The organism is Weissella coleopterorum (assembly GCF_011304355.1).
In the GTDB taxonomy this organism is placed as follows: domain Bacteria; phylum Bacillota; class Bacilli; order Lactobacillales; family Lactobacillaceae; genus Weissella; species Weissella coleopterorum.
Genome location: NZ_CP049888.1, coordinates 479,106 through 501,033, shown reverse-complemented (window position 1 = coordinate 501,033; position 21,928 = coordinate 479,106). Strand labels below are relative to the sequence as shown.

At 38.5% G+C, this 21,928-nt stretch carries 18 protein-coding genes and 1 tRNA gene; 1 reads left to right on the top strand and 18 read right to left on the bottom strand.

From position 1 onward, the window contains the following. The 16 genes from G7084_RS02620 to G7084_RS02545 all read right to left on the bottom strand — a co-directional run bounded on the left by G7084_RS02620 (position 1) and on the right by G7084_RS02545 (position 19,659). Entirely contained in the window at positions 1-2,022 is a 2,022-nt protein-coding gene (locus G7084_RS02620; protein WP_166009801.1) for a DHH family phosphoesterase, read from the bottom strand. A gap of 172 nt (positions 2,023-2,194) precedes the next feature. Then, positions 2,195-2,851 carry an amino acid ABC transporter permease gene (locus G7084_RS02615; RefSeq protein WP_166011670.1) on the bottom strand — a complete coding sequence of 219 codons (657 nt, stop codon included), beginning with the start codon at positions 2,849-2,851 and terminating at the stop codon, positions 2,195-2,197. 6 nt (positions 2,852-2,857) lie between these two features. Beyond that, positions 2,858-3,502 carry an amino acid ABC transporter permease gene (locus G7084_RS02610; RefSeq protein WP_166009799.1) on the bottom strand — a complete coding sequence of 215 codons (645 nt, stop codon included), beginning with the start codon at positions 3,500-3,502 and terminating at the stop codon, positions 2,858-2,860. Beyond that, complete coding sequence (locus G7084_RS02605) at positions 3,499-4,332, bottom strand: transporter substrate-binding domain-containing protein (RefSeq protein WP_166009797.1); 834 nt, start codon at positions 4,330-4,332, stop codon at positions 3,499-3,501. The genes G7084_RS02610 and G7084_RS02605 overlap by 4 nt, the downstream gene beginning before the upstream one ends. Before the next feature lie 76 nt (positions 4,333-4,408). Continuing rightward, positions 4,409-5,143: an amino acid ABC transporter ATP-binding protein gene (locus tag G7084_RS02600; protein ID WP_166009794.1), complete on the bottom strand. Its 735-nt coding sequence runs from the start codon at positions 5,141-5,143 to the stop codon at positions 4,409-4,411. Positions 5,144-5,262: 119 nt separating this feature from the next. Beyond that, positions 5,263-5,832, bottom strand: coding sequence for a guanylate kinase (locus G7084_RS02595; protein WP_166009792.1), 570 nt, complete (start codon positions 5,830-5,832; stop codon positions 5,263-5,265). A gap of 107 nt (positions 5,833-5,939) precedes the next feature. Next, the gene (pepV, locus tag G7084_RS02590; RefSeq protein WP_166009790.1) at positions 5,940-7,367 is read right to left on the bottom strand and encodes a dipeptidase PepV; all 1,428 of its coding nucleotides are present in this window, start codon (positions 7,365-7,367) and stop codon (positions 5,940-5,942) included. 207 nt (positions 7,368-7,574) lie between these two features. Further along, complete coding sequence (locus G7084_RS02585; protein ID WP_166009787.1) at positions 7,575-9,569, bottom strand: ABC transporter ATP-binding protein/permease; 1,995 nt, start codon at positions 9,567-9,569, stop codon at positions 7,575-7,577. A gap of 292 nt (positions 9,570-9,861) precedes the next feature. Further along, positions 9,862-11,643: an ABC transporter ATP-binding protein gene (locus G7084_RS02580; RefSeq protein ID WP_166009785.1), complete on the bottom strand. Its 1,782-nt coding sequence runs from the start codon at positions 11,641-11,643 to the stop codon at positions 9,862-9,864. Beyond that, complete coding sequence (locus tag G7084_RS02575; protein ID WP_166009784.1) at positions 11,643-13,364, bottom strand: ABC transporter ATP-binding protein; 1,722 nt, start codon at positions 13,362-13,364, stop codon at positions 11,643-11,645. The genes G7084_RS02580 and G7084_RS02575 overlap by 1 nt, the downstream gene beginning before the upstream one ends. A gap of 231 nt (positions 13,365-13,595) precedes the next feature. After that, positions 13,596-14,879, bottom strand: coding sequence for a GTPase HflX (gene hflX, locus G7084_RS02570; RefSeq protein WP_166009782.1), 1,284 nt, complete (start codon positions 14,877-14,879; stop codon positions 13,596-13,598). Between the two features lie 4 nt (positions 14,880-14,883). Beyond that, complete coding sequence (locus G7084_RS02565) at positions 14,884-15,555, bottom strand: histidine phosphatase family protein (RefSeq protein ID WP_166009780.1); 672 nt, start codon at positions 15,553-15,555, stop codon at positions 14,884-14,886. A 147-nt stretch (positions 15,556-15,702) separates the two neighbouring features. Continuing rightward, on the bottom strand, positions 15,703-16,635 hold the full coding sequence (locus G7084_RS02560; protein WP_166009778.1) for an NAD(P)-dependent oxidoreductase: 933 nt from the start codon (positions 16,633-16,635) through the stop codon (positions 15,703-15,705). Between the two features lie 12 nt (positions 16,636-16,647). Further along, entirely contained in the window at positions 16,648-17,598 is a 951-nt protein-coding gene (locus G7084_RS02555) for a sugar kinase (protein ID WP_166009776.1), read from the bottom strand. A gap of 29 nt (positions 17,599-17,627) precedes the next feature. Continuing rightward, positions 17,628-18,905, bottom strand: coding sequence for a gluconate:proton symporter (locus tag G7084_RS02550; protein ID WP_166009774.1), 1,278 nt, complete (start codon positions 18,903-18,905; stop codon positions 17,628-17,630). A gap of 1 nt (position 18,906) precedes the next feature. Beyond that, positions 18,907-19,659 carry a sugar phosphate isomerase/epimerase family protein gene (locus G7084_RS02545; RefSeq protein WP_166009772.1) on the bottom strand — a complete coding sequence of 251 codons (753 nt, stop codon included), beginning with the start codon at positions 19,657-19,659 and terminating at the stop codon, positions 18,907-18,909. A gap of 134 nt (positions 19,660-19,793) precedes the next feature. Between G7084_RS02545 and G7084_RS02540 the strand changes: the two genes are divergently transcribed. Next, positions 19,794-20,786, top strand: coding sequence for a LacI family DNA-binding transcriptional regulator (locus tag G7084_RS02540; protein ID WP_166009770.1), 993 nt, complete (start codon positions 19,794-19,796; stop codon positions 20,784-20,786). Positions 20,787-20,958: 172 nt separating this feature from the next. Here the strand turns inward: G7084_RS02540 and G7084_RS02535 are convergent. Both G7084_RS02535 and G7084_RS02530 read right to left on the bottom strand, forming a co-directional pair. Next, a tRNA-Glu gene (locus G7084_RS02535) sits at positions 20,959-21,030 on the bottom strand. Between the two features lie 64 nt (positions 21,031-21,094). Beyond that, positions 21,095-21,919: an exodeoxyribonuclease III gene (locus tag G7084_RS02530; protein WP_166009768.1), complete on the bottom strand. Its 825-nt coding sequence runs from the start codon at positions 21,917-21,919 to the stop codon at positions 21,095-21,097. Between the last annotated feature and the right edge of the window lie 9 nt (positions 21,920-21,928).

The window sequence follows — 21,928 nt, the reverse complement described above, 5'->3', positions numbered from 1 at the left end:
TTACTCCTCCTCATCAAGCAGTGTTTCATCTTTTAAGACAGCGTATAACTGCTGACCAGCTTCATCAACGGTTACCCCACTAATTTGGGTCGCTGCAAAACTCAAATGACCACCACCACCTAATCGCTCCATAATTGTTTGTACATTCTTATCCCCATTTGAACGGGCTGAAATACCAACCGTTTTTTCGTCACGCCTTGCAACCACAAAAGAGCGCTCGATTCCTACGATTTGTAATAATGAATCCGCAGCCTGTGCCACCGAAACAGAATCATAAGCCTTTTGATCGTTAGCAACTACGATGGCATCACTACCCAAAAATTGTGCTTTAGAAATCAGATCAGCACGCTGGCGATAATCTTCCATAGAATCTTTCATGAAATTTTGAATTAACTTACCATCGGCACCCACTGAACGAAGATAACTAGCCGCATCAAATGTTCGTGTCCCTGAACGAATCGTAAATGACTTCGTATCTAATTGAATACCCGCCAACAGAGTTGTTGCTTCAATTCTCGATAAACCTCGTCGATTTTTAGATTGATATTCAAAGAGTTCTGTCACTAATTCGGACGTCGATGAAGCATAAGATTCAATATAGACCAATAACGACTTCTCTGGGAATTCCTCACCTCGCCGATGGTGGTCAATAATCACCAAACGTTCATTTAACGCATCGTAGACTTCCTTACTCTCGGTAATAGACCGTTTAGAATGATCAACCATAATTAACAAGGACTGTTCAGTGGCTCTTGCTAAGACATCACTGGGACTCATCAACGCATCAGCAGTCTGCTCATCTTCATGAATAGCACTATATAACATCTGCATATCGGTGTGCCTTTTTTCATCTGGATCACTCACGATCCAAACGGGTTTATCAACCATTTTAGCAAGTCGCCGTACCCCGAGGGCCGCTCCCATCGAATCACGATCACCACGAGCATGCCCCATTACAAAGACTTGATCCGCTGAATTCATTAATTCACTCAACGCCTGCGAAATAACGCGAGCTCGGACACGCGTTCGCTTAGCCATTGGGTTCGTTGTCCCCCCATAAAAACGCGCATCTTGTTGTGGCGATTTAACAACAACTTGATCACCGCCACGTCCCAAAGCCAAATCTAATTGAGTTTGCGCCGCTTTGGCCATCGTCATCACATCATCATCGTGATATGAAATTCCAATACTTAGGGTAATTGGCATATTTTGACTTGAGGTATCTTCACGGACACTCTTTAAAATATTAAACTTATCTTTTTCTGCTAAACGCAGACCTTGATAATAACCTATCAACATATATTTATCTGGCGCTAATCGACGAACATAAATTTCATGTTGTTCCATCCAGTCCGTTAACATCGTCGTTACGTGCGAACGAAGTGTTGACGATTCGGCATCATTCAATCGTTCAGAAATTTCATCAAAATTATCTAAAGAAACAATTCCAAAAAACAGACGACTGGCTTCATATTTGCGTTGTACTTGAGCAATTTCAGTAACATCGCGCAAATAGATCGCTCGTAAATCCGTTTGGACTTGTACTTCAAATGTCCGACCTAGCCAATCAATGGTTCGCCACGTATCATGATCATCACTAGTTGCAGCCTTGACTACCCGAGCAAGGACTGAACTAATTTTATCAATTTTTTGGTCCATTAAACTGGACTGTTCACTAATTCTTTGAATAAAAGGATTCACCCAATCAATTTCAAACGCTTCATTATATAAAATAACCCCTAATGGCATTTGAATAATTGCTTCCTGTTCTCCTCGATTCACGCGGTAAGAAAGTCCTGCAATGTATTTTTGTGTATCACTGCCAATAATTTTTAAGGTGTTAAAGACAAACACCAGAGCACATAAAATAATTATGACCCATACAATCCCAACCAATAAATTCGCTCTAAAAGCTAACACAGTTCCAATTACCGCCATTACGGTAACCCAGATTGCTAAGAGTGTTAGACGCTTATTTTGAAAAAAATCTGGCAAAGATTGGAACAGACTAAAATGTTTCATTTTTGGTCTCCTCTTCACAATAATGTCTTATTTATTATACCATGAAGCACAAATCATGAGTTTTTTACATCAGAATAATCTAATTCCATCATTTCCAATAAAAAAAGTTCAAGAATAGTGATTCTTGAACCTTTAAATTTATCTTTATTTTATCTCAAAATATCATATTACGTTAGACCGCCATTCTTTTGTCAATAATTTGCCCTGTTTTTGAAAGGCAATAATTCAAAATAAAGTACAAGAGAGCGAGCATCAAAAACATCGGAATGATCTCAGCTGGATGTTGAGCATAGATAATTTGTGCTCGATAAGTCATTTCCGGCAACATGATAATAGTAGCCAAGGACGTATCTTTAATGAGTGATACAAACTGTGAAATAATCGGCGGAATCATTTTTTTATAAGCCTGTGGTAATAAAACATGCCATAGGGCTTGCTTTTTAGTCAAACCGTTGGAAAGTGCCCCCTCTAATTGCCCCTTTGGTACCGCGACAATTCCACCCCGAACAATTTCTGCTAACATCGCTGACTCAAAAATGGTTAACGCAAAGATCGCGCTGGCCATCACGCTTAGTTGAATCCCGATTTTGGGAAGTGCAAAGTAAGTGAAAAAGATAATCAACAAAAGTGGCAAATTACGAATAATATCAATGATAAATCCGATCACTCCAGATAAAATTTGAATTTTGGCGTAACGAAGGACCCCTAAAATGGAACCAATCACAAAGCTCAAAACAACTGAAAGGAATGCGACCTGTATGGTCACCCACATTCCCTCTAAGAGAAACCGCATGTTAATCCATGAATATGCCTGAATAAAGTTATCAATCATAATTTAGGCCCTCCGTGCAAGTTTGTCTTCAAGATAACGCATGTAGTAACTAATTGGCATTGTAATTACCAAATAGAAAATTCCCACAATAATATATGGATTGAAGGTATCAAAAGTTAATTGTGAAATCTGATTTGCTTGGTACATTAAATCAAAGCCGGCTACAAAGGCCAAGATTGATGAATTCTTAACTAGATTTACAAATTGGTTCCCGAGCGGCGGAATCACGTATTTAAAAGCTTGAGGTAATACTACTAAGCGCATTGCCTCCCACCAACTTAATCCATTGGACCGTGCGCCTTCATATTGTCCGCGATCAACCGAAAAAATTCCGGCTTTCACGGTTTCAGCGATAAATGCTGAAGTATATAACATCAACCCAATCGTACCCGCCATAAAGCCGTTAATTTTCAAAATATTAGCAATTACAATATAGAAAAACATAGTTACCACTAATAAGGGAACATTGCGTAAGACTTCAATATACAGACGTGCCAAATAATGGGTAATTTTGTTCGGAATCACTTCAACAATGGCAAAAAATGTTCCCAAGATCAGTGAACCAAATAGCGCAATCACACTTGATAATATCGTCCAGCCAAATCCGACTAAAAATTCATGACTATAAGTATTAAATAAATGAATCATAACTTGGCCATCTCCTTCCAGTTCATTCCTGGGACTCCACTAAACCATTTTTTCATCAATTTGGCATAGGTCCCATCTGCCTGCATTGCTTGAATGGCTTGATTGACTTGTTTGACAAGCTTTGGATTATCCTTTTTGACCGCGATTCCATACGGCTCGTGCGTGAAATTACCGCCCACCAATTTTAGACTAGAATCATCTTTGGCCATTCCAGCTAAAATACCTGAATCAGTTGTTAGGACATCACCTTGTCCCGCTTTCAAAGCTGATAAAGCAGTGGCATAATCAGCTAAAGCCAATACTCGGGCCTGGGGTGCTCGTTTTTTAATAACTTCAACAGAGGTCGATCCCTGAACGCCTAGAACAGTCACACTCTTGTTATTAACGTCGTTGATATTCTTAATTTCAGAAGATTTTTTAACCATCAACGACTGCCCCGCTTTAAAATACGGGTTCGAAAAATCAACCGTTTTAGCTCGTTCCGGCGTAATTGACATCGTTGCAATAATCGCATCAATATTTCCATTAATTAGTAACGGAATCCGGGTCCCTGACGTCACTTGTACAAACTCCGGTTTCGCTTTAGGATTGATACGCCGGGTAATTTCCTTGGCTACATCAACGTCGAAGCCTTCCACTTGGCCGGTCTTAATATTCATTAGTCCCATCAGACTAGTATCCGCTTTCGTCCCCCAAACCATCTTATCTTTATTTTCAATCCGATTTAAAACTTGATTTTTATGCTGATCCGCAAAAGTTCGACCACCCATACTAAGCGTTATTCCTAAAGCGATGGCAAAAATACTTCCAACTTTTATGAAATTTTTCATAACCTTCCAACCTCCAGTTAATTATCCATCTTATTAACTCCTATTTGGTGCGTTCACTTCTAAAATTAATGGCTCGTTAATGCTTAATTTGTGATAAGAATTGTTGGGCTCGTTCTTCTGTAGGCTTTTCAAAGAATTGAGCGGTGGGGGTATCTTCCAATATTTCACCATCGGCCATAAAAATAACACGATCAGAAACTTCACGGGCAAAGCCCATTTCATGGGTCACCACTAGCATCGTCATATCGGAATCTTCCGCAATCTCTTGCATTAAAATCAAGACATCGTTGATCATTTCTGGATCCAAAGCCGAAGTCGGTTCATCAAATAGTAATGCTTTAGGTTTCATTGCCAACGACCGCGCAATGGCAATTCGTTGTTGTTGGCCTCCAGAAAGTGATGATGGCATCTTTTCAGCTTTATCAACCAGCCCCACCTTTTCTAATAGTTTCATCGCATTGGCTTTATTTTCAGCCTCATCCATCTTCAAAACTTTACGGGGAGCTAACATTAAGTTCTCTAGAACCGTCTTATTAGCATAGAGATTGAAATGTTGAAAGACCATTCCAACATCTTTGCGAATTTTGTTCATATCAGTTTTACGATCAGCCAGATCATAACCATTCACAATTAAATGACCTTCTTGAATTGGTTCCAAGCCATTAATCGTCCGAATTAACGTTGATTTTCCAGAACCGGAAGGGCCGATCAAAACTACCGTTTCACCCGCTTCAACTTCCAAATTAATATCCTTCAAGGCATGAAAATCACCGTAATACTTACCAACGTGGTTAAATTCAATCATCGACATTATTAAATCCCCCTTAAAATTCATTAATAACTTCATCTATCTGTATAATTTCTCATAATATTGCTATATTTGTCAAATTTTTCTAAAAAAGTCGAGAACAAGCCCCGACTTTACTTAATCTATTTTAACATATTTTTAATAATACCATCGATTGCTTTTTTGGTTTGAATCCAATCGTTATTCACCACCATGTGTGCATATTGCTGAAGGGCAGGTGGTACAGCTAAATCGCGCACGAACTCAGCGCTATTTATTCTTTTTTGAATCCGTGCCAACTGATCCCCCCGTTTGATCAGACGTTGTGTTAAATCGGCTTGATCATCAACTGATAAATATAATACTTCTACTTTTTCCCCTAATTGTTGGGCATAGGTTAAGGCCCCCGCTGTATCTAAAACAATGGTAATTAAAGGTCCCTTTTCCCAAGCTCGATTTAAACCCTCATATGATGAACCATAGTGATAGTGGCTATAGACAACTTCCTCTAAGTAATGGTTACTAGGAAAACTAGCTTCAGTTTCAAAATAATAATCACGGCCATCGATTTCCCCAGCACGCGGTGGACGAGTTGTATGTGTAACTACCTGCGGTAAGTGATATTTCTCGTTTAAATAGCGGGCTACCGTTGTTTTACCGGTCCCCGTATTTCCCGTAATCACGAGCACCTTTTGATTTGCTGCATTTGCCATTTTTTCAATCCTTAGCCTAAATCTTTCGTGAAAAAAGAAACCAAACTATTCTTCAGTATCACTAACCTTTACTGATTCTAGTCTGATTTCATTCACTTTATAATTAATTATGCTTCATTAGCCAAACGATAAATGGCTTCCGCAAAAATCGCCATTCCTCGTGTCAAATCGGCCACTGGATAAAATTCATCCGGTTGATGCATGGTATCTGGAACACCTTCAAACATTGCTCCAAATGCCACACCACGGTCTAACAAGCGACCAAAGGTTCCGCCACCAATCACACGTTCTGCCGCTGGTAAACCAGTATGCTTCCGATAAACATCGAGCAAGGTTGTAACCAGTGGATCATCCCCTGAAACATAATGTGGACCTTGCGCATGACCTTCAATGGCTACTTTGGCATCAAAGTCAGGCGTCAATGCACTAGAAACTGCATTCCCAATTTCTTCAGGGTTAGTGTTTTGTGGGTAACGGAAATTCAAGTTAATAAAGCCATCTTCACCTGCTTCAAAACGTTGGATTCCAATATTCATTGAAAGATCACCCATTAAGTCATCGTGCTTTAAGGCCCCGATTCTAAATGCTGTTGAGTCATCATGTACTGCAGTTCCCAAGAAAGTTAAGAAGCCTTTGGCATTGCCACCAAAGTCATATTGTTGTAGATAGTTTGCTAAGAATGTTCCAGCATTCAATCCCGTTTCAGGCCAGGCACCATGCACTTGCTTCCCGTAGAAAGTAATAGTGGCCAAATGGTCGTTCACTTCAATTTCAGCCTTAACCCGCTTTTCGCTTGCTAAATAACGTTCTAATCCGGCAACTAACATTTGTGGATCTTGTAGGGAAACATGTGCTACCGCTGTTCCTGGCACCATATTTGGTCGTTGACCAGCTTTAAAGTCACGTAATTCAACAGTTCCCCCATTTGTCCCATTAAAGCGAACAACCTGGGAAACATTTCCTTTTTCCCCGTTAATAATTGGGAACTCGGCATCTGGTGAGAATCCCATGGTAGGGTAACCATTTGTTTCAAAGAATTCTTCCATTCCCATCCACTCAGACTCTTCGTCAATTCCCATGACCAAACGGACACGTCGCTTCATGGGAACGTTCATATCTTTTAACATCTTCAATGCATAATAAGCAATCATTGAAGGTCCCTTATCGTCTGATGCACCACGTGCATATAGACGTCCGTCTTCAATAACTGGTGAAAATGGTTCTTTCGTCCAACCTTCACCTTCAGGCATTACATCCAAATGACCAATCACATCAATTGATTCAGCTGCGTCGGCATCGCCTAATTCAGCATATCCCACTAACCCCTTAAAATCACCCGTTTTAAAGCCATCCCGTTGCGCCATACTTTCCCAAGTAGTAAGTGCTTCTTTCGTCTTTGGGCCAAGTGGTGCATCCGGAGTTGCCGCCTGATCATCACGGACTGACGGAATTGCCAATAATGTCTTCAAATCGTTTAATAAATCATCTTCATATTTAATTGACTCAGCGAGCCATTCTGATGCATTCTTATTCATTAGTAGTCTCCTCTAAAATAAATGTTAAGTACTATTTTACACTTTTTATAGCAATTTTTCCAAGAACTTATTGGAAAGTATGGTTTCCAAAATTAATCACTATGAATCTCATCATCATAACCTGATTTCTAAACAATGATAATAAAAAACTACCTTAGTTAACCAACCAAGATAGCTTTATAAATTAACCCATTTACTTATTTAAAACTAATCAGCCGCTAGAGCATCAATCGGGTTCAAACGTGAAGCTCGTCGTGCCGGCATCAAAGCAGCAAGGAATGAAATGACCAAAGCGACTATAATCGTAAAGATAACATTTGACACGCTGACTTGAATCATATTAAACTTCGCAATTTTATACAAAGCCGTATTCAATAAGAATCCAAGACCGTATGCCATCACCAATGCTAATGCCGCTGATAACAAACCAATAATAATCGACTCAGAAGTAAACAAACGGCGAATATCCCGCTTTGATTCCCCCAAAGCTCTTAAGATTCCGATTTCTTTCGTCCGTTCAGAAACAGACATATACATCGTAACAATGATCATCAGCGCTGACACAATTAATGAAATTCCTGAAATGGCAGCTAAGACATTCGTTGCTAGACTCACAATTGTATTAATAGTGTCTAGAATTGAACCAACCGAAATTGCCAAGAATGCCTTTTGACCATCAGCTTGAATGGCATTAATATCCTTTACGGCCGCTTTAACATTTTTAGTGTCCGCAATTTCAACTGAGGCATACGTATAATCGGTATTAGCCCCAGCTTCTTCCAAAACTTGGTGCATCGTAGCCTCGGTCGTAGCAGCCATGGCCCCCGTTTGTGATTCGGCCACTCCAGCCACCTTAAAGGTTTTAGTAATTGGTTTTGGCACATTATTTTCATCGTATGCCACAAATGTCAAATCGACATCTTTGCCAACAATTGACTTCCAATTATCTGCACTAACCTTTTGGGCAAATGTCTTCTTATCGACGACGATTTCTCCATCCTTAGGTGCGTGTCCGGCTTTAATGATTGAATCACTATAAGCTGGTGTCCAGCTTTGATATTGTGGAGTTTGAATATCATTTCCTTGATATGAAACCGTCACATTCGTAAACATGTAACCAGGCGTAACCTTTTTAACATGCTTAACATCTTTAATCTGATTCAAGTAATCTTGTGACATCGTTGCTTTTTTATAATCTGTCATCATAGTTTGCATGGTACTCTGCATTAATTCAGATGATTCTTTACCCTTGGCTTCTTTATTAGAAACCACATTTTTCATGATGGTTGGATAATTGGGATTAGCTAAATCCCCAACTTGCTTTTGAATATAAGCGTTAACTCCATTCCCAATTCCAGAGAAAAGCAAAACCGCAAAGAGGCCAATAGCCGTCCCAATCATAATTAACGAATTACGCCAGAAGTTATGCGAAAAATGCTTCCAGGCATTTTGGAAGCTAGCTGAAAGTGGCATTGCTTTAGATTGAATTTTTTCTGTTCGTTGTCCCACTGGATAAGCATCATGAATTCGTGAATTTCCATCTACTTTTCCATCTGCCAAATGGACAATTCTAGTTCCATGGTTGGCTACATCTTGGGAATGCGTCACAGCAATCACCAGCTTACCGTCTTCAGCAATTTCTTGTAAGAGTTCCAAAACTTCAACTGTATTTTGTGAATCCAATGCACCAGTTGGCTCATCAGCAATAATGACTTCTGGATCTGGAGCCAAGGCCCGTGCAATGGCCACTCGTTGTTTTTGTCCACCCGATAATTGGTTAGGATGCTTTTTCATTTGATCACCCAATCCAACTCGTTCCAACAGCTCCTTAGCCCGAGCTTCTCGTTCACTATGACTTAAAGTTGTCATATCAAGCGAAATCAAAACATTGTCCAACACAGTTAAATGTGAAATCAAATTGTATGATTGATAGATGTACCCAATCGTACCTCGACGATAAGCATCCAACATCTTTTCTTTTCGATGATTTAATTTCTCGCCCGAAATTGTCACACTACCTTCAAAGTTACGGTCCAATCCGCCAATAATGTTCATTAACGTCGACTTTCCGCCACCAGACTCACCCAGTACCGAAACAAATTCACCTAATTCAAAATCTAAATCAATTCCTTTTAAAACTGGAAACTCTTCTTGACCTAAGAAATATGATTTCTTAATGTCTCGTAGCTCTAAATATGCCATCAACATACCCCTCTATTTTCATTATTTGTTTTAATAGTTTAAGAACCGTATTATACTAGTCCTCCACAACATTGTAAAGTTACTTACCAAAAATTTAGATTGAAATTTGGTTGGTCTTATCTTAACATTTTTTGATTTATATTTCGGATCATTACACACTACTTTAGTATAACTTTAGATTTATCGACCATTTTAGTCATTCTTCACAACTCATTGTGCATACGAATCAAAAAAACGAAACTGTAATTGTCAGTTTCGTTTTTAAATTTTTTAATTTATTAACACATTTATTTTATTCAAATACCATTTGATTTGTATACAATTCTGCATAGAATCCCTTTTCGGCTAAGAGTTCCTGATGATTTCCTTGTTCAATCACTTCACCATCTTTTAGGACGACGATTTTATCAGCTGATAAGATCGTCTTCAAACGGTGTGCAATCACAAAACTAGTCCGGCCTTGAATCACAGCTTCCATCGCCTTTTGAATTTTGGCTTCGGTCACAGTATCAACATTAGACGTGGCCTCATCCAAAATCAGCAAATCTGGATTAGTCAAAATCGTCCGAGCAATTGATAAGAGTTGCTTTTGTCCCGTTGAGAAAACCGAATTTTCATCATCCACAGTTGTCTCATATCCTTTTGGTAACGTTTCGATGAATTCGTGAATATTAGCTTGCTTGGCAGCACTAATCATCTCTTCATCTGTCGCATTGGGTTTTCCAAAGACAATATTATCCCGAATTGTTCCTGAGAACAAAACGGAATCCTGCAAAACAATTCCCACATGATCACGTAAACTCTTTAAGTCCATTTCCCGCACATCGATTCCATCAAATGAAACCGACCCCGCATCAACGTCATAAAAACGATTGAGCAGGTTCATGACCGTCGTTTTTCCAGAACCAGTTGGCCCTACTAAAGCAACCATTTGACCTTTATTAACATCGACGGAAACACCATGGAGAATTTCGCGTTCTGCTTGATATCCAAAATGAACATTATCCAATTTAACTTGTTTTTCAATTCCTGTTAGTACATGGCCATTCGTTGGCGAAACTTCATCAATTTGTTCAAAGACTTCAGATAAACGATGAGCTCCAGTAATCGCCAACTGTAACATATTATAGGTTGAGGTAATGTTAGTAATTGGTTGGTAGTACTGTTGTGAAAATGACATAAACATCACAATCAACCCTAGTGCCGTGGCTCGTGATAAATCACCATTTAAGGCCATTGCACCACCAAAAAAGATGACCACTGCCGTATTAATTAGGCTCATTCCAGACATCAACGGGAACAAGATTCCAGACCAGACTTGTCCCTTAAATGTAGCTTTTCGCACTTTATCATTATGTTGTGTAAATTGGGCAATTGATTCGGCTTGCAAACCATTAGTAATAATTACTCGTTCTCCATTAATTTGTTCATTAATGTAACCATTCAAATGTCCGACTTCACTTTGTTGCAAATCTACATATTTCTTAGCTTGAACAATCACCAAAACGGCAATCAAAAGTGCAATCGGTGTTGATGCCATGGTAATCCAAGCCATTTTGACATTTTGTTGGAACATCATAATGATAATTCCGACCATTAAAGCAATTTGAGAGAATAACTGGAAAATTGCTTGATTCATGGCATTAAAAATATTATCCAAATCCGAAGTAAAGCGGGCTAAAATTTCACCGTCTTGATGTTCATCAAAGTAGCGAATCGTCATTCGTTGCAATTTTGCAAAGAGACCCGTTCGCATATCATTTACAGAATTGGCTGATATTAGAGATTGAATAATCCCCATAATCAACATTGAAACTGCCATCATCATAACAAATGCAACCATCATCAATAGGGCATGATGGAATTTATCTAAGTTAGCATGCGCCGCAGTCATAGGATTGAGCTTAACAAAGAGATAATTTCCCATCTCTTGTATGGAATTCCCCATATAAACAGGCGCCTTAACTTGTAGATATGTTGATAGAACAGTGAAAACCACTACCAAAAACAACCCCAATTTAAAACGCTTAAAATAATGTGCAAAGAACTTAATTGCTTTCAAAAAATCTGCCATTAGTTATTTACCTCCTGCGCTTTTTGTGTTGCATAAATTTCACGGTAAACATCGGAATTTTTGATTAATTCTTGATGCGTTCCTACACCGACTAATTTCCCTTCATCCAGAACCAAAATCCGGTCAGCATTAATCACAGAAGAAATCTTTTCAGCAATAATGAAAGTTGTTGTATCCTTCAAATCATGATCCAACGCTTCTTTGACCAATTTTTCAGACTTAGCATCTAAGGCAGAAGTTGAATCATCCAAAATTAATATCTTTGGTTCAGCAATGACTCCCCGTGCGATCGACAAACGCTGTTTTTGACCACCCGAGAAATTAGAAGAACGTTCTTCAACCGGATGATCGTAAACATCTTCATAACGTTCCACGAATTCTGCGGCTTGCGCAATTTCCGTTGCCCGTTTCATATCGGTTTCATCAGCGTCCTTTTTCCCTTGACGTAAATTATCTGCAATTTTACCTGAAAAGAGGGTTGCACGTTGAAGAACATACGAAACTGTTTGGCGTAATGATTTTTCATTAACTTGCTTTAAATCGACGCCTCCAATTTTCACCGTTCCCTGACTTGGATCAAATAAACGGGCCATAAGTTGCGCCAAGGTCGTCTTACCTGAACCAGTAGCACCCACGATTCCAATCATTTCACCCGCTTGGGCTGTAAATGTAATATCCTTTAAAACCATCATGTCATCGTCTGGATAACTAAATGACACATCTTTAAATTCAACAGATCCCTTTAATTCCTGCTCTGGTGCGTCAAGATCAAAGGTCATGGTTGGCTTAGTATCAATAACTTCTTTAATTCGCTTAATTGAAACCAATCCACGAGCTGCAAACGACATCATCATTCCACCAATAATGACGGCCATCATAATTTGCATCAAATAATTCGTAAATGATGATACACTCGCAATCCACAAAGGATGCTTATCCACTTGACTTCCAACAAACCAAATTGAACCTGCAATGGCTAGTTGACTAACCATTGTAAATAAAGGTGACATAACCGAGAATAGATAACCAATTTTGACATTGATCGCATTCAATTCACCCGAGGCAACATCGAATCTCTTTTGTTCATTTTGCTCTTGATTAAATGATTTAACCACGCGCACACCTTGGAGATTTTCTTTAGCTAAATTATTAGTCTTTTCAATCAGACCTTGAATCTTACCAAATAAAGGTCCCATTTTAGTAAAGACAAACATAGTAATTAACATCACAGTAATCACCATAATCACAATAATCCACCAAAGATTTGGTAACGTTTTAATCGCTAAATATAAGGCCCCAATGAATAAAATTGGCATTCGAATCAATGCTTGAAGCGCTGTCATAACCAAAGTTTGAATTTGTTGAATATCATTAGTCAAACGTACAACCAAATTCCCCACTGAAAATCGCTCAATATCTGCGAATGAAAAAGTTTGAATTTTACGATACGTTTGTTCGCGAACATCGGCCGCAATATTTTGTGCAACCTTCGCCGCAAAAATCGCATTGATTGTCCCCGCAATCAAGCCAATCACCGCAACCGTAATTAATTCAATTCCAATTGAATTAACTTGGCTCATCTTATCCTGCGTAATTGCCTTCATCACTTCTTGTAATAGTTTTGGCTGCCAAAGTGCAGCTCCGGCCATCACGATCACTGATATAATCGTGATTGCCAGATCGCTTTTGTATTTGCCAAAATAAGGTTTTAATAAATCCATATAACGTTCTCCTTATCTAGTTTCGAATAAATCTTTGAAAAACCACAGTATCGATTAGTCTAACCTTTTTATAAAATTAATTCAAGTCGGTTTATCCTAATTTAATTAAAAAAGCGCGATGAAGCTCCACCTAGCAACTACAGACCATTTTTATCCTAAAATTAGACAAAAAATGGTAAATTTTATAATAAAAAAACGAGTTAATCCTAACTCGTTTTTTACTATGATAAATTAACTCTGAATGTATTGATTTAGCCGTTGAACTTGCACGGGCGTTAGCACTACTTTTAGTTGCGTACCTTCAGCTAAATATTCAGTCGTTAGTACATGTGCTGATTCGTTTAGTTCTGCGACAACTTGTCCATCAGCAAATGGTATCAATAATGTATATTCCTTGAGATCAGCAAATAATTTTTGATGCAGTGTCTCGACCAACAAGTCTAAAGAATTGTTGTCTAATGCCGAAAGTGTGAGTGTATCAGCCGTACGCTCAGGATATACACTGCCCATTATTCGGTCAGCCTTATTATAAATTGTTACCATTGGTAAGTCAGTGATCCCAATTTCCTTCAAAGTTTGCATCGTTGTATCCATCATTGCTTGATAGTTTGGATCCGAGAAATCTACCACTTGTAGCAACAAATCAGCTTGAGCAGCTTCAGCTAAAGTTGCTCGAAATGCCGCGACTAAGTTATGTGGTAATTTGGATACAAAACCGACCGTATCAGAAAGCAAAAAGCTCTGATGGTCAGGCAAATTCAATTTCCGTACCGCTGTCTCCAAGGTAGAAAAGAGCATATCTGCTTGAAAAACCGTTTTCTCCTGATTTTCACCATAACGTTTCACCAATTGGTTCATGTAGGTTGATTTTCCTGCATTGGTGTAGCCCACCAAGGCAACACTCTTAATTGCTTGTTTATCCCGATACTTTCGTCGATTTTGGTCGTCAGCCTCGATATCAGTGATTTCTTTTTTAATCATTGAAATTTGATGTTCGATCAACCGTCGGTTCGTTTCTAATTTAGTTTCACCCGATCCACGGCTGGTGAAACTACCACCCCCACCACCGGTCTGTTGATCTAGTCGAATATTCATACTAGTACGCAAGCGTGGCAATTGATATTGTAACCGGGCCATTTCAATCTGCAATTGAGCTAAACGAGTTTTGGCACGTGAGGCAAATATATCTAAAATTAAAGCGGTCCGATCCAGAATCGAAACCCCAATTTGAGTTTCCAAATTCCGAATTTGCGATGGTGACAATTCATCATTTGCTACCACCATCGAAACTTGATGAAAGGCCACTGCTTCCTTTAACTCCTCGACTTTTCCTTTTCCGAAATAAGTCGCTGCTACCGGTCGTTCTAATTTTTGTGTAAGGGTTGCGATAACTTCCATTTGATTAGCTTCTGTTAAATTAGCTAATTCCGTCATCTGATAATCAAATTGCGGATCATTCCGATCTAAACCGATTAACAGGACAGCTACGCGAGGGTTTTCCTCATTTTCATGCATTCAATCACCAAACTTTCTCAATGTCATTGAAAACTTCTAAATTCATTTGTTCATCATCAACGGTCCATTTTGAAATTGAGCCATTGTACATACTTGAATACGTGTATTCTCGACCGGCATATTTTCCTGACAAATTCCGAATCAAAGTTCCATGGGCCACAACCAAAATATTTTCACCATCTTGCGTATGTTCACGTAGATATTTTAGGCCATTTTCAAGTCGTTGCCAAAAAGCTGTTGCATTTTCGGCATCTCCTTCATCATCCGCTGCAGCAATTGCATCTAAAACTTCTTCTTGAGTCATTGCTTGCATTAAATCCCCATAATCGGCAATATTTTGTAAGTTATACCTTTTTTTAATAGTAGTCGCAAGCTCACTACTTGGCAATCCTTCAAAAGAACCAAAAAATTGTTCTCTAAACTCAGGTAATTGGATTGGATTTAATTTTTCTGCCGTAGCTTGGTTATTTTGCATAATATATTCGGCAGTATGCACCGCCCGTGATAAATCAGAGGAATAAACGTGATCAAACTTCACATTTGCTAAACGACTTCCAGCGGCCAAACCATCTGTAATCCCCTTATCAGTCAACGGTGCGTCTGACCACCCTTGCATTCGGCTATACTTATTGAGGTATGTTTGTCCGTGCCGGACTAAATAAAGATTAAAGCTCATAATTCACTCCCCTAACTGTTACTTTTCTACTATTATATCATGTTATGATATGCAATCGATATTGATCTAAGCCAATTATTAAAATATTATTCATTTTTTTGATTAAAAAAGTCAAATGGTTCACACCATTTGACTCAAGGTTAAACATCATTTATTCACAACCGAAATAGCATCTTCTCCATTTAAAATGGAAACAATATCATTTGCTGCATCAATAGCCATTTGACGTTTGGTTTCCACAGTATTTGATGCAATATGTGGTGTTAGTAGCACATTATTTAAAGTTAGTAACGGATTATTAAGTGGTAACGGTTCTTCTTCAAATACATCCAGTGCCGCTCCCGCAATTTCATGCTCTTGTAATGCTTGAACTAGGTCTGTTTCAACGATAATAATTCCACGGGCCATATTAATAAGATAGGCCGTTGATTTCATCGCTTTAAATTCCGCCATTCCGATTGAGTGCTTTGTACTATCCATTGCTGGTAAGTGAACCAAAACATAATCGGCATTCGCAAATAATTCCTCACGCGAAACCATTGTCACATTTTCAATTGCCTGCGCGAACGGATCATGCGCGATAATTTTAACATTAAACCCGGCTAATTTTTGAGCAACCGCATGTCCAATTCGGCCAAAACCTAAAATTCCAATCGTTTTACCCATGACATCATTCCCGGGATGAGCTTTTTTATAGTTCCATTGTCCATCATAAATCGATTTCGTATTCCAAAAAATATTTTTACTAATTGCTAATAATTCAGTTACCGCTGTTTCTGCCACTGAATCATTCAATGCAAACGGAGTATTGACAACTTTTATTCCACGGGCCGTTGCTGCTGGCATATCTACAGCATCATAACCCACCCCATTTCGAGCTATTACCTTTAAATTCGGCATAGCATCCATAATAGGAGCATCAAATATTTGGGTTCCAATTAAGACCGCCGCCGCTTGAGCGCCTTCTTGCATCATCTGCTTGGCACTGCGACCAGTCCCATGAATTATCTCTAAACCTGCGTCAGTTAAAATTTGTTCACCTTCGGCTGGAATTGAGTCAGGTAGTAATACTTTAGTCATGATTTTCCTCCGTTATTTATGTGTTAAAAATTGAGTTAATTGTTGTTGATCAGGATATCCATCGTTATCCCCCATGGTTTGAACTTGAAGTGCTCCGACGGCATTCGCTCGAATAACTGCTTGTTCCACCGAAAGACCTTCTAATAACCCTGTAATTAATCCCAGCGCAAATCCGTCTCCAGCACCAACTGTATCCACCACCTTTTCAACATGAAAACCTTCGACTACGTAACTTGAACCATTTTTATTTTTGACATAAGCACCGGCTGCTCCTAATTTAACAACTATGGTTTGCGTTAAGTCACTGTTATTAAGATAAAAGTCAGCAATTTTTTCCGGATCACGAGTACCGACTAAAATTTCACCTTCGTTAATCCCAGGTAAAATAATTTCCCCATATTTAGCTAAATCATTAATTGTTTGAATCATCTTTTCGGATGAAGCCCATAAGGCCGGTCTTAAATTAGGATCAAATGTCGTTCTGATCCCTCGTTCAACAACTGTTTTAGCAAAATAGCGAAAGGTTTGCTCTGCCTGATCTGAAATAGCCGGAAAGATACCCGATAGATGTACCATTTTGACTTCTGAAAAATCAATTTGATCAATCTTATCCGGACTTAAATGTGCAGCTGCTGAATTACGTCTGAAATTATACGTTTGGGGATCTCCCTGACTGATCAACTCTTTTAGTTGAAAGGCCGTCCAGTTTACTGGATCTTCGGAAATGTATTGATGCCCTACACCGTATTTTTGAATTTCTTGGATCGCAAATTGTCCCAACGGATCATGCCCTACCTGTGAAATGTAATCAGTTGTATGACCCAAACGACTGGCTCCGATTAAAACATTTAGCTCTGCTCCCCCTAAAAATTTGTAATAATTAATGCTATCAATTAGTCCCTGATCAACATCCTTTGCCATAAACGTTACAATTGGTTCACCCAATGTCAATAATTCACTCATTTCATTTCTCTCCTCAAAAATTCATTTAATTATCCAAAAAAGACGAAACCCAATAATGCATTGATTATAGACACAATCCACATGACCGGGACACCCATCTTCAAATACGTTTTTGCGTCTAACTGCGAATAATTCAATGCCCATGTATTCCATGACTGCGTCAAATCGATTGATACCGCCATAATACTAGCTGTGTACAGTAACGGTAACAAAAGATTTGGTGAAAAAATCCCGGTGGCTGCTAATACGGAAGCCGTTGCAGCTCCAGCTCCCCAAACATGAAGTGGTCCTCGAAATAAAGCTAGCGGTGCTAGTAATCCAATTGCTAACGCCAAAACTAACGGACTGTGTGGAACAATCACCTCAATCATCCCTTTAAATCTTGGTACATTAATTGAGGCTGCACCCACAAACATAATTAAGGCCATCAAAAAGAAAATTAATCCCGAAATATCATTAATGGCTTTAGTGGTTGTCATATTAATAAAGTCAATTAATTTATGCCATGATCGCATTTTACCAGTTATCAAAAGTGCTAAAAGCGTAGCCAATAATAACGATGGGATTGCATCCCAATGAAATAACATATTAAAAACAACCGGTAAAATTGGAATCACATACGTTACTGGATGAGCTTTTTGAATGACAGTGGTGCTTACTTCCGTCGCTAATGTATCAATATGTTCATCTAAGATACTGCGTCGATTTAGTATGATAAAAATAATCACTGCAAGCAGTTGAATGATCATTGCTAAAATACCAAAGATTAAGTATTTTCCCGAAAAACTAACGGAAGGGAAAAATGCTTTAATTTGATTGAATAACACCACATTAATATACATTGGCGCTCCAATCGCCATGGTAAACGCAGGAATGGCGACCTTCTTTGGAACTCCGATGGATAACATGATTGGTATTAAGATTACTCCCATCGCCATCACGGAACCGACACCATACGCAGATGAAAAAATTAGTGCTGTCACTAAGACAATAATGATGGCTGCCAAAACTGGCGCTTTTCGTCCAATTTTTTCAGTCTGAGCCGAAATAGATGCGGCAATTCCTGACTCTACTAAGACTCGACCAAACCAAGATCCAAAAACAATATAAATAATGGTAGGTCCATAATTCAAGGCCGGTTGCGCAATAACTTTCTCCATAAAGGTTGAAAATGGAACTAGGCCAATCACTGACCAAAGAATTGTCATGCCAAAGAAGCCAATTAATAAATTGCCACCCTTAATGATATAGCCTATGAAGAGGATGAATGTGATCAATAATAAACTACTAATAATAATGTTTGTCATTTCAATGGGCTCCTAAATTATCATTAAGCATCGAAATCCCCTTTTGCAGAATTTGCAGATCTGCAGTGGGATACTCTAAAGCGACGGGAACAGTTTGGGGTAAAACTTCTAAAATATTTTGCCACATAATTTCGCCTGCACCAAGCAAAACCGTTTGGGCGGTCTGTTTGAATCCAGTCCCATCTTTTACATGAATATAGCGAACATATTTAGCTAGTACTTTTGCTGCCTCCAATTCATCATCACCCACAAACCGCCAATTCCCCATATCATAAACATATCCAAGATCTAAACCAGCTTGAGCCACAGCATCCATGAACTTTTTAATCACAGCTAACCGACCAGATGTTTGTGTTTGATCATTTTCCACATTAATTTGAATACCTAACATCAGCCATTTTTTCAATTCCGCGATGATTTCGTTATTAAAGCCTTGAAACTCACCAATGTTAAATTTGATAGCATAAATACCTAATTGTTGAGCTTCATGAAAGTATTGCTCCAAACGTGGATTTAATTTCCCATTCACAAATAATTCATCAGGTACTGAGTAAAATAAACGTATGGGCGTTGTGAGCATCATTTTCTGAATGGATGAAGTCTCATTTTTAATCTGATCAAAATATTCACGACGTAATTCAACCGCCGAAATTTTCAAATTGGAAGCCATTTGCAACATTTCTGTTTGTTGCATACCTTGTTCTCTTTGACTAGCAAATACCAAGTTATTTAACACTAAATTTGAATTTATCATTATCCATACCTCAATTTTGAAGGAAGAGTTCGTTTTTTGTTTACCGGTTTACGAAACCGGTTTCCAAAATATATAGTAACCGCTTACAATGTTTTTGTCAAACATTTTTGCTACATTTATCGTATAATTACCGTATGAATAAAAAAATTACAATTAATGAGATTGCTAAAATTGCCAATGTTTCAAAAACAACAGTTTCACGATTTTTAAATCAAAAATTCGAGAATATGTCTCAAGCTACCAAAGAAAAAATCGAAAGAACTATTCAAGAATACGACTATCAACCTAATCGACAGGCTCAGACTCTGAAAACTCAGTCTTCCTTAACGATCGGTATTTCAGTTGCCGATTTATCAAATTTATATACTTCTCGGCTTCTAAAAGGAATTAGTCAAACTTTTCAGGATACAAATTACCAACTTTTAATTATGGACGCGGATAATCACCAAGAACGTGAAATCAATAATATCCAGGTGCTACTAAATGAAAATGTTGATGGCATAATTTTACAGCCACTCTCCCATATTCCTAGCCAATATCAATTATTAGTTGATCAAGGCCTACCTGTGATTCAAGTGGATCGCTATGTTGAACCATTTACTTTTCCAGCGATTGTCTCCGATAATTTTCAGAAATCATTAGAGATTGCCGATCTAGTCCAAGCCAAACAATATGAGCAAATTCTGGTATTAGCCAATCAAATTTCTGGTATTAGCAGTCGGATGAATCGCTTTGATGGCCTGTCAAACGCGCTAACTGAGAGTAATATCTCAGTGAGTTTAATTGAAATTGACTTGGATTCTGATTGGCACACCAAAGTCATGCAATTTATCGAACAACCTCAAAAAACAGCTATTTTTGCTTTAAATGGGCAAGTTTTATGGGAAGTTGTCCGTTTTTTACAAAAAAATCAGATTATTTATCCCAAAGACGTTGGTTTAATTGGCTATGATGATGATAATTTTGCCGATCTAATTCAGCCCGGTATTTCAGTCATCAAACAAAATCCACACCAAATTGGGCAAACCGCGGCTAAATATTTGCTGGATCAACTTCAAAATAAAACACCGATGAAGCCTCAAAATATTCGCATTGCAGCAGAGCTAGAATTAAGGCATTCATTATAATTTAAAAAGACTCAGACGTTCGAAATACAGAAAGTCTTGAGTCTTTTTTGTAGCCCCAACTGCAAAAAAAGACCGTATTTAATCACAATCTATTACGACATAAAAAGCTACAAAAAAGCCGTCATATCAACGATAAACGCTGTACAACGACTTTTTTAAAATGTATCATTTATAGCCCAACAGGGAATCGAACCCTGGATTCCGCGCTGAGAACGCGACGTCTTAACCACTTGACCATTGGGCCATTGAGTTGATTACTCAACAACAATATATAAATATACAGGAATATTATATTTTAGTCAACAGTTTTACGATTTAAAATCAAAAACCACTTTAATGGGAGCATGATCGCGCCGCTCACCAGTGTCTAACACTGTAAAATCTTTTAATTGCGACCGTAATCGCTGTGAAGCTAGATAATAATCAATCCGCCATCCACTATTATTCTGCTTTGCCGTTCGACTAATTTGCGCCCACCAAGTATAAATTTGTTCTTTCGTGGGATTCAAAGTTCGAAAAGTATCAATAAATCCGGCTTCTAATAACTCAGTAAAACTAGCTCGTTCCTCATCCGTAAATCCTGCAGAATGGTGATTACTTTGTGGATTTTTAAGATCAATCGCTTGATGAGCAACATTAAAATCGCCACTCACAATAACCGGCTTTTGACGATCCAAGCTTTCCAAATAAATTTTAAAAGCGTGGTCCCATGCTTGGCGATCTTCTAAACGAGCTAACTCTGAACCAGAATTAGGAGTATACACTGTGGTCACAAAATATTCTTCAAATTCAAGCGTAATTATGCGGCCTTCCAAATCCATGTCACCTGGCGCACCAATAGTCGGATAGTCGACCTGCAATGGTTCTTGCTGGCTCAACATTAACGTTCCAGCGTAACCTGGACGCCCCATACTAATATTTGCATATTGAAAATAATCTGGAAATAATTCGCCCATTACCTCAGTTTGTTTTTTAGTCAATCCGGTTTTTTTAGCTTTGGTTTCTTGAATCGCAAAAACAGCGGGTTTTTTTGCTGCTATTTCTTGCAAGACTGACCAAGTCATTTCCCCACGAGCTGATGTATGTTCCACTGCCGCATTTAAACTATCAATATTCCACGATATAAATTCCAAAATGATTCC

Coding starts and splice junctions, on each gene's coding strand:
- G7084_RS02595 (WP_166009792.1), bottom strand. CDS start 5,832: ATGGCAAATGCAGCAAATCAAAAGGTGCTCGTGATTACGGGAAATACG.
- hflX (WP_166009782.1), bottom strand. CDS start 14,879: ATGCATGAAAATGAGGAAAACCCTCGCGTAGCTGTCCTGTTAATCGGT.
- G7084_RS02560 (WP_166009778.1), bottom strand. CDS start 16,635: ATGACTAAAGTATTACTACCTGACTCAATTCCAGCCGAAGGTGAACAA.
- G7084_RS02545 (WP_166009772.1), bottom strand. CDS start 19,659: ATGATAAATTCAAATTTAGTGTTAAATAACTTGGTATTTGCTAGTCAA.
- G7084_RS02555 (WP_166009776.1), bottom strand. CDS start 17,598: ATGAGTGAATTATTGACATTGGGTGAACCAATTGTAACGTTTATGGCA.
- G7084_RS02600 (WP_166009794.1), bottom strand. CDS start 5,143: ATGTCGATGATTGAATTTAACCACGTTGGTAAGTATTACGGTGATTTT.
- G7084_RS02540 (WP_166009770.1), top strand. CDS start 19,794: ATGAATAAAAAAATTACAATTAATGAGATTGCTAAAATTGCCAATGTT.
- G7084_RS02580 (WP_166009785.1), bottom strand. CDS start 11,643: ATGGCAGATTTTTTGAAAGCAATTAAGTTCTTTGCACATTATTTTAAG.
- G7084_RS02605 (WP_166009797.1), bottom strand. CDS start 4,332: ATGAAAAATTTCATAAAAGTTGGAAGTATTTTTGCCATCGCTTTAGGA.
- G7084_RS02575 (WP_166009784.1), bottom strand. CDS start 13,364: ATGGATTTATTAAAACCTTATTTTGGCAAATACAAAAGCGATCTGGCA.
- G7084_RS02620 (WP_166009801.1), bottom strand. CDS start 2,022: ATGAAACATTTTAGTCTGTTCCAATCTTTGCCAGATTTTTTTCAAAAT.
- G7084_RS02565 (WP_166009780.1), bottom strand. CDS start 15,555: ATGAGCTTTAATCTTTATTTAGTCCGGCACGGACAAACATACCTCAAT.
- G7084_RS02585 (WP_166009787.1), bottom strand. CDS start 9,569: ATGGCATATTTAGAGCTACGAGACATTAAGAAATCATATTTCTTAGGT.
- G7084_RS02610 (WP_166009799.1), bottom strand. CDS start 3,502: ATGATTCATTTATTTAATACTTATAGTCATGAATTTTTAGTCGGATTT.
- G7084_RS02550 (WP_166009774.1), bottom strand. CDS start 18,905: ATGACAAACATTATTATTAGTAGTTTATTATTGATCACATTCATCCTC.
- pepV (WP_166009790.1), bottom strand. CDS start 7,367: ATGAATAAGAATGCATCAGAATGGCTCGCTGAGTCAATTAAATATGAA.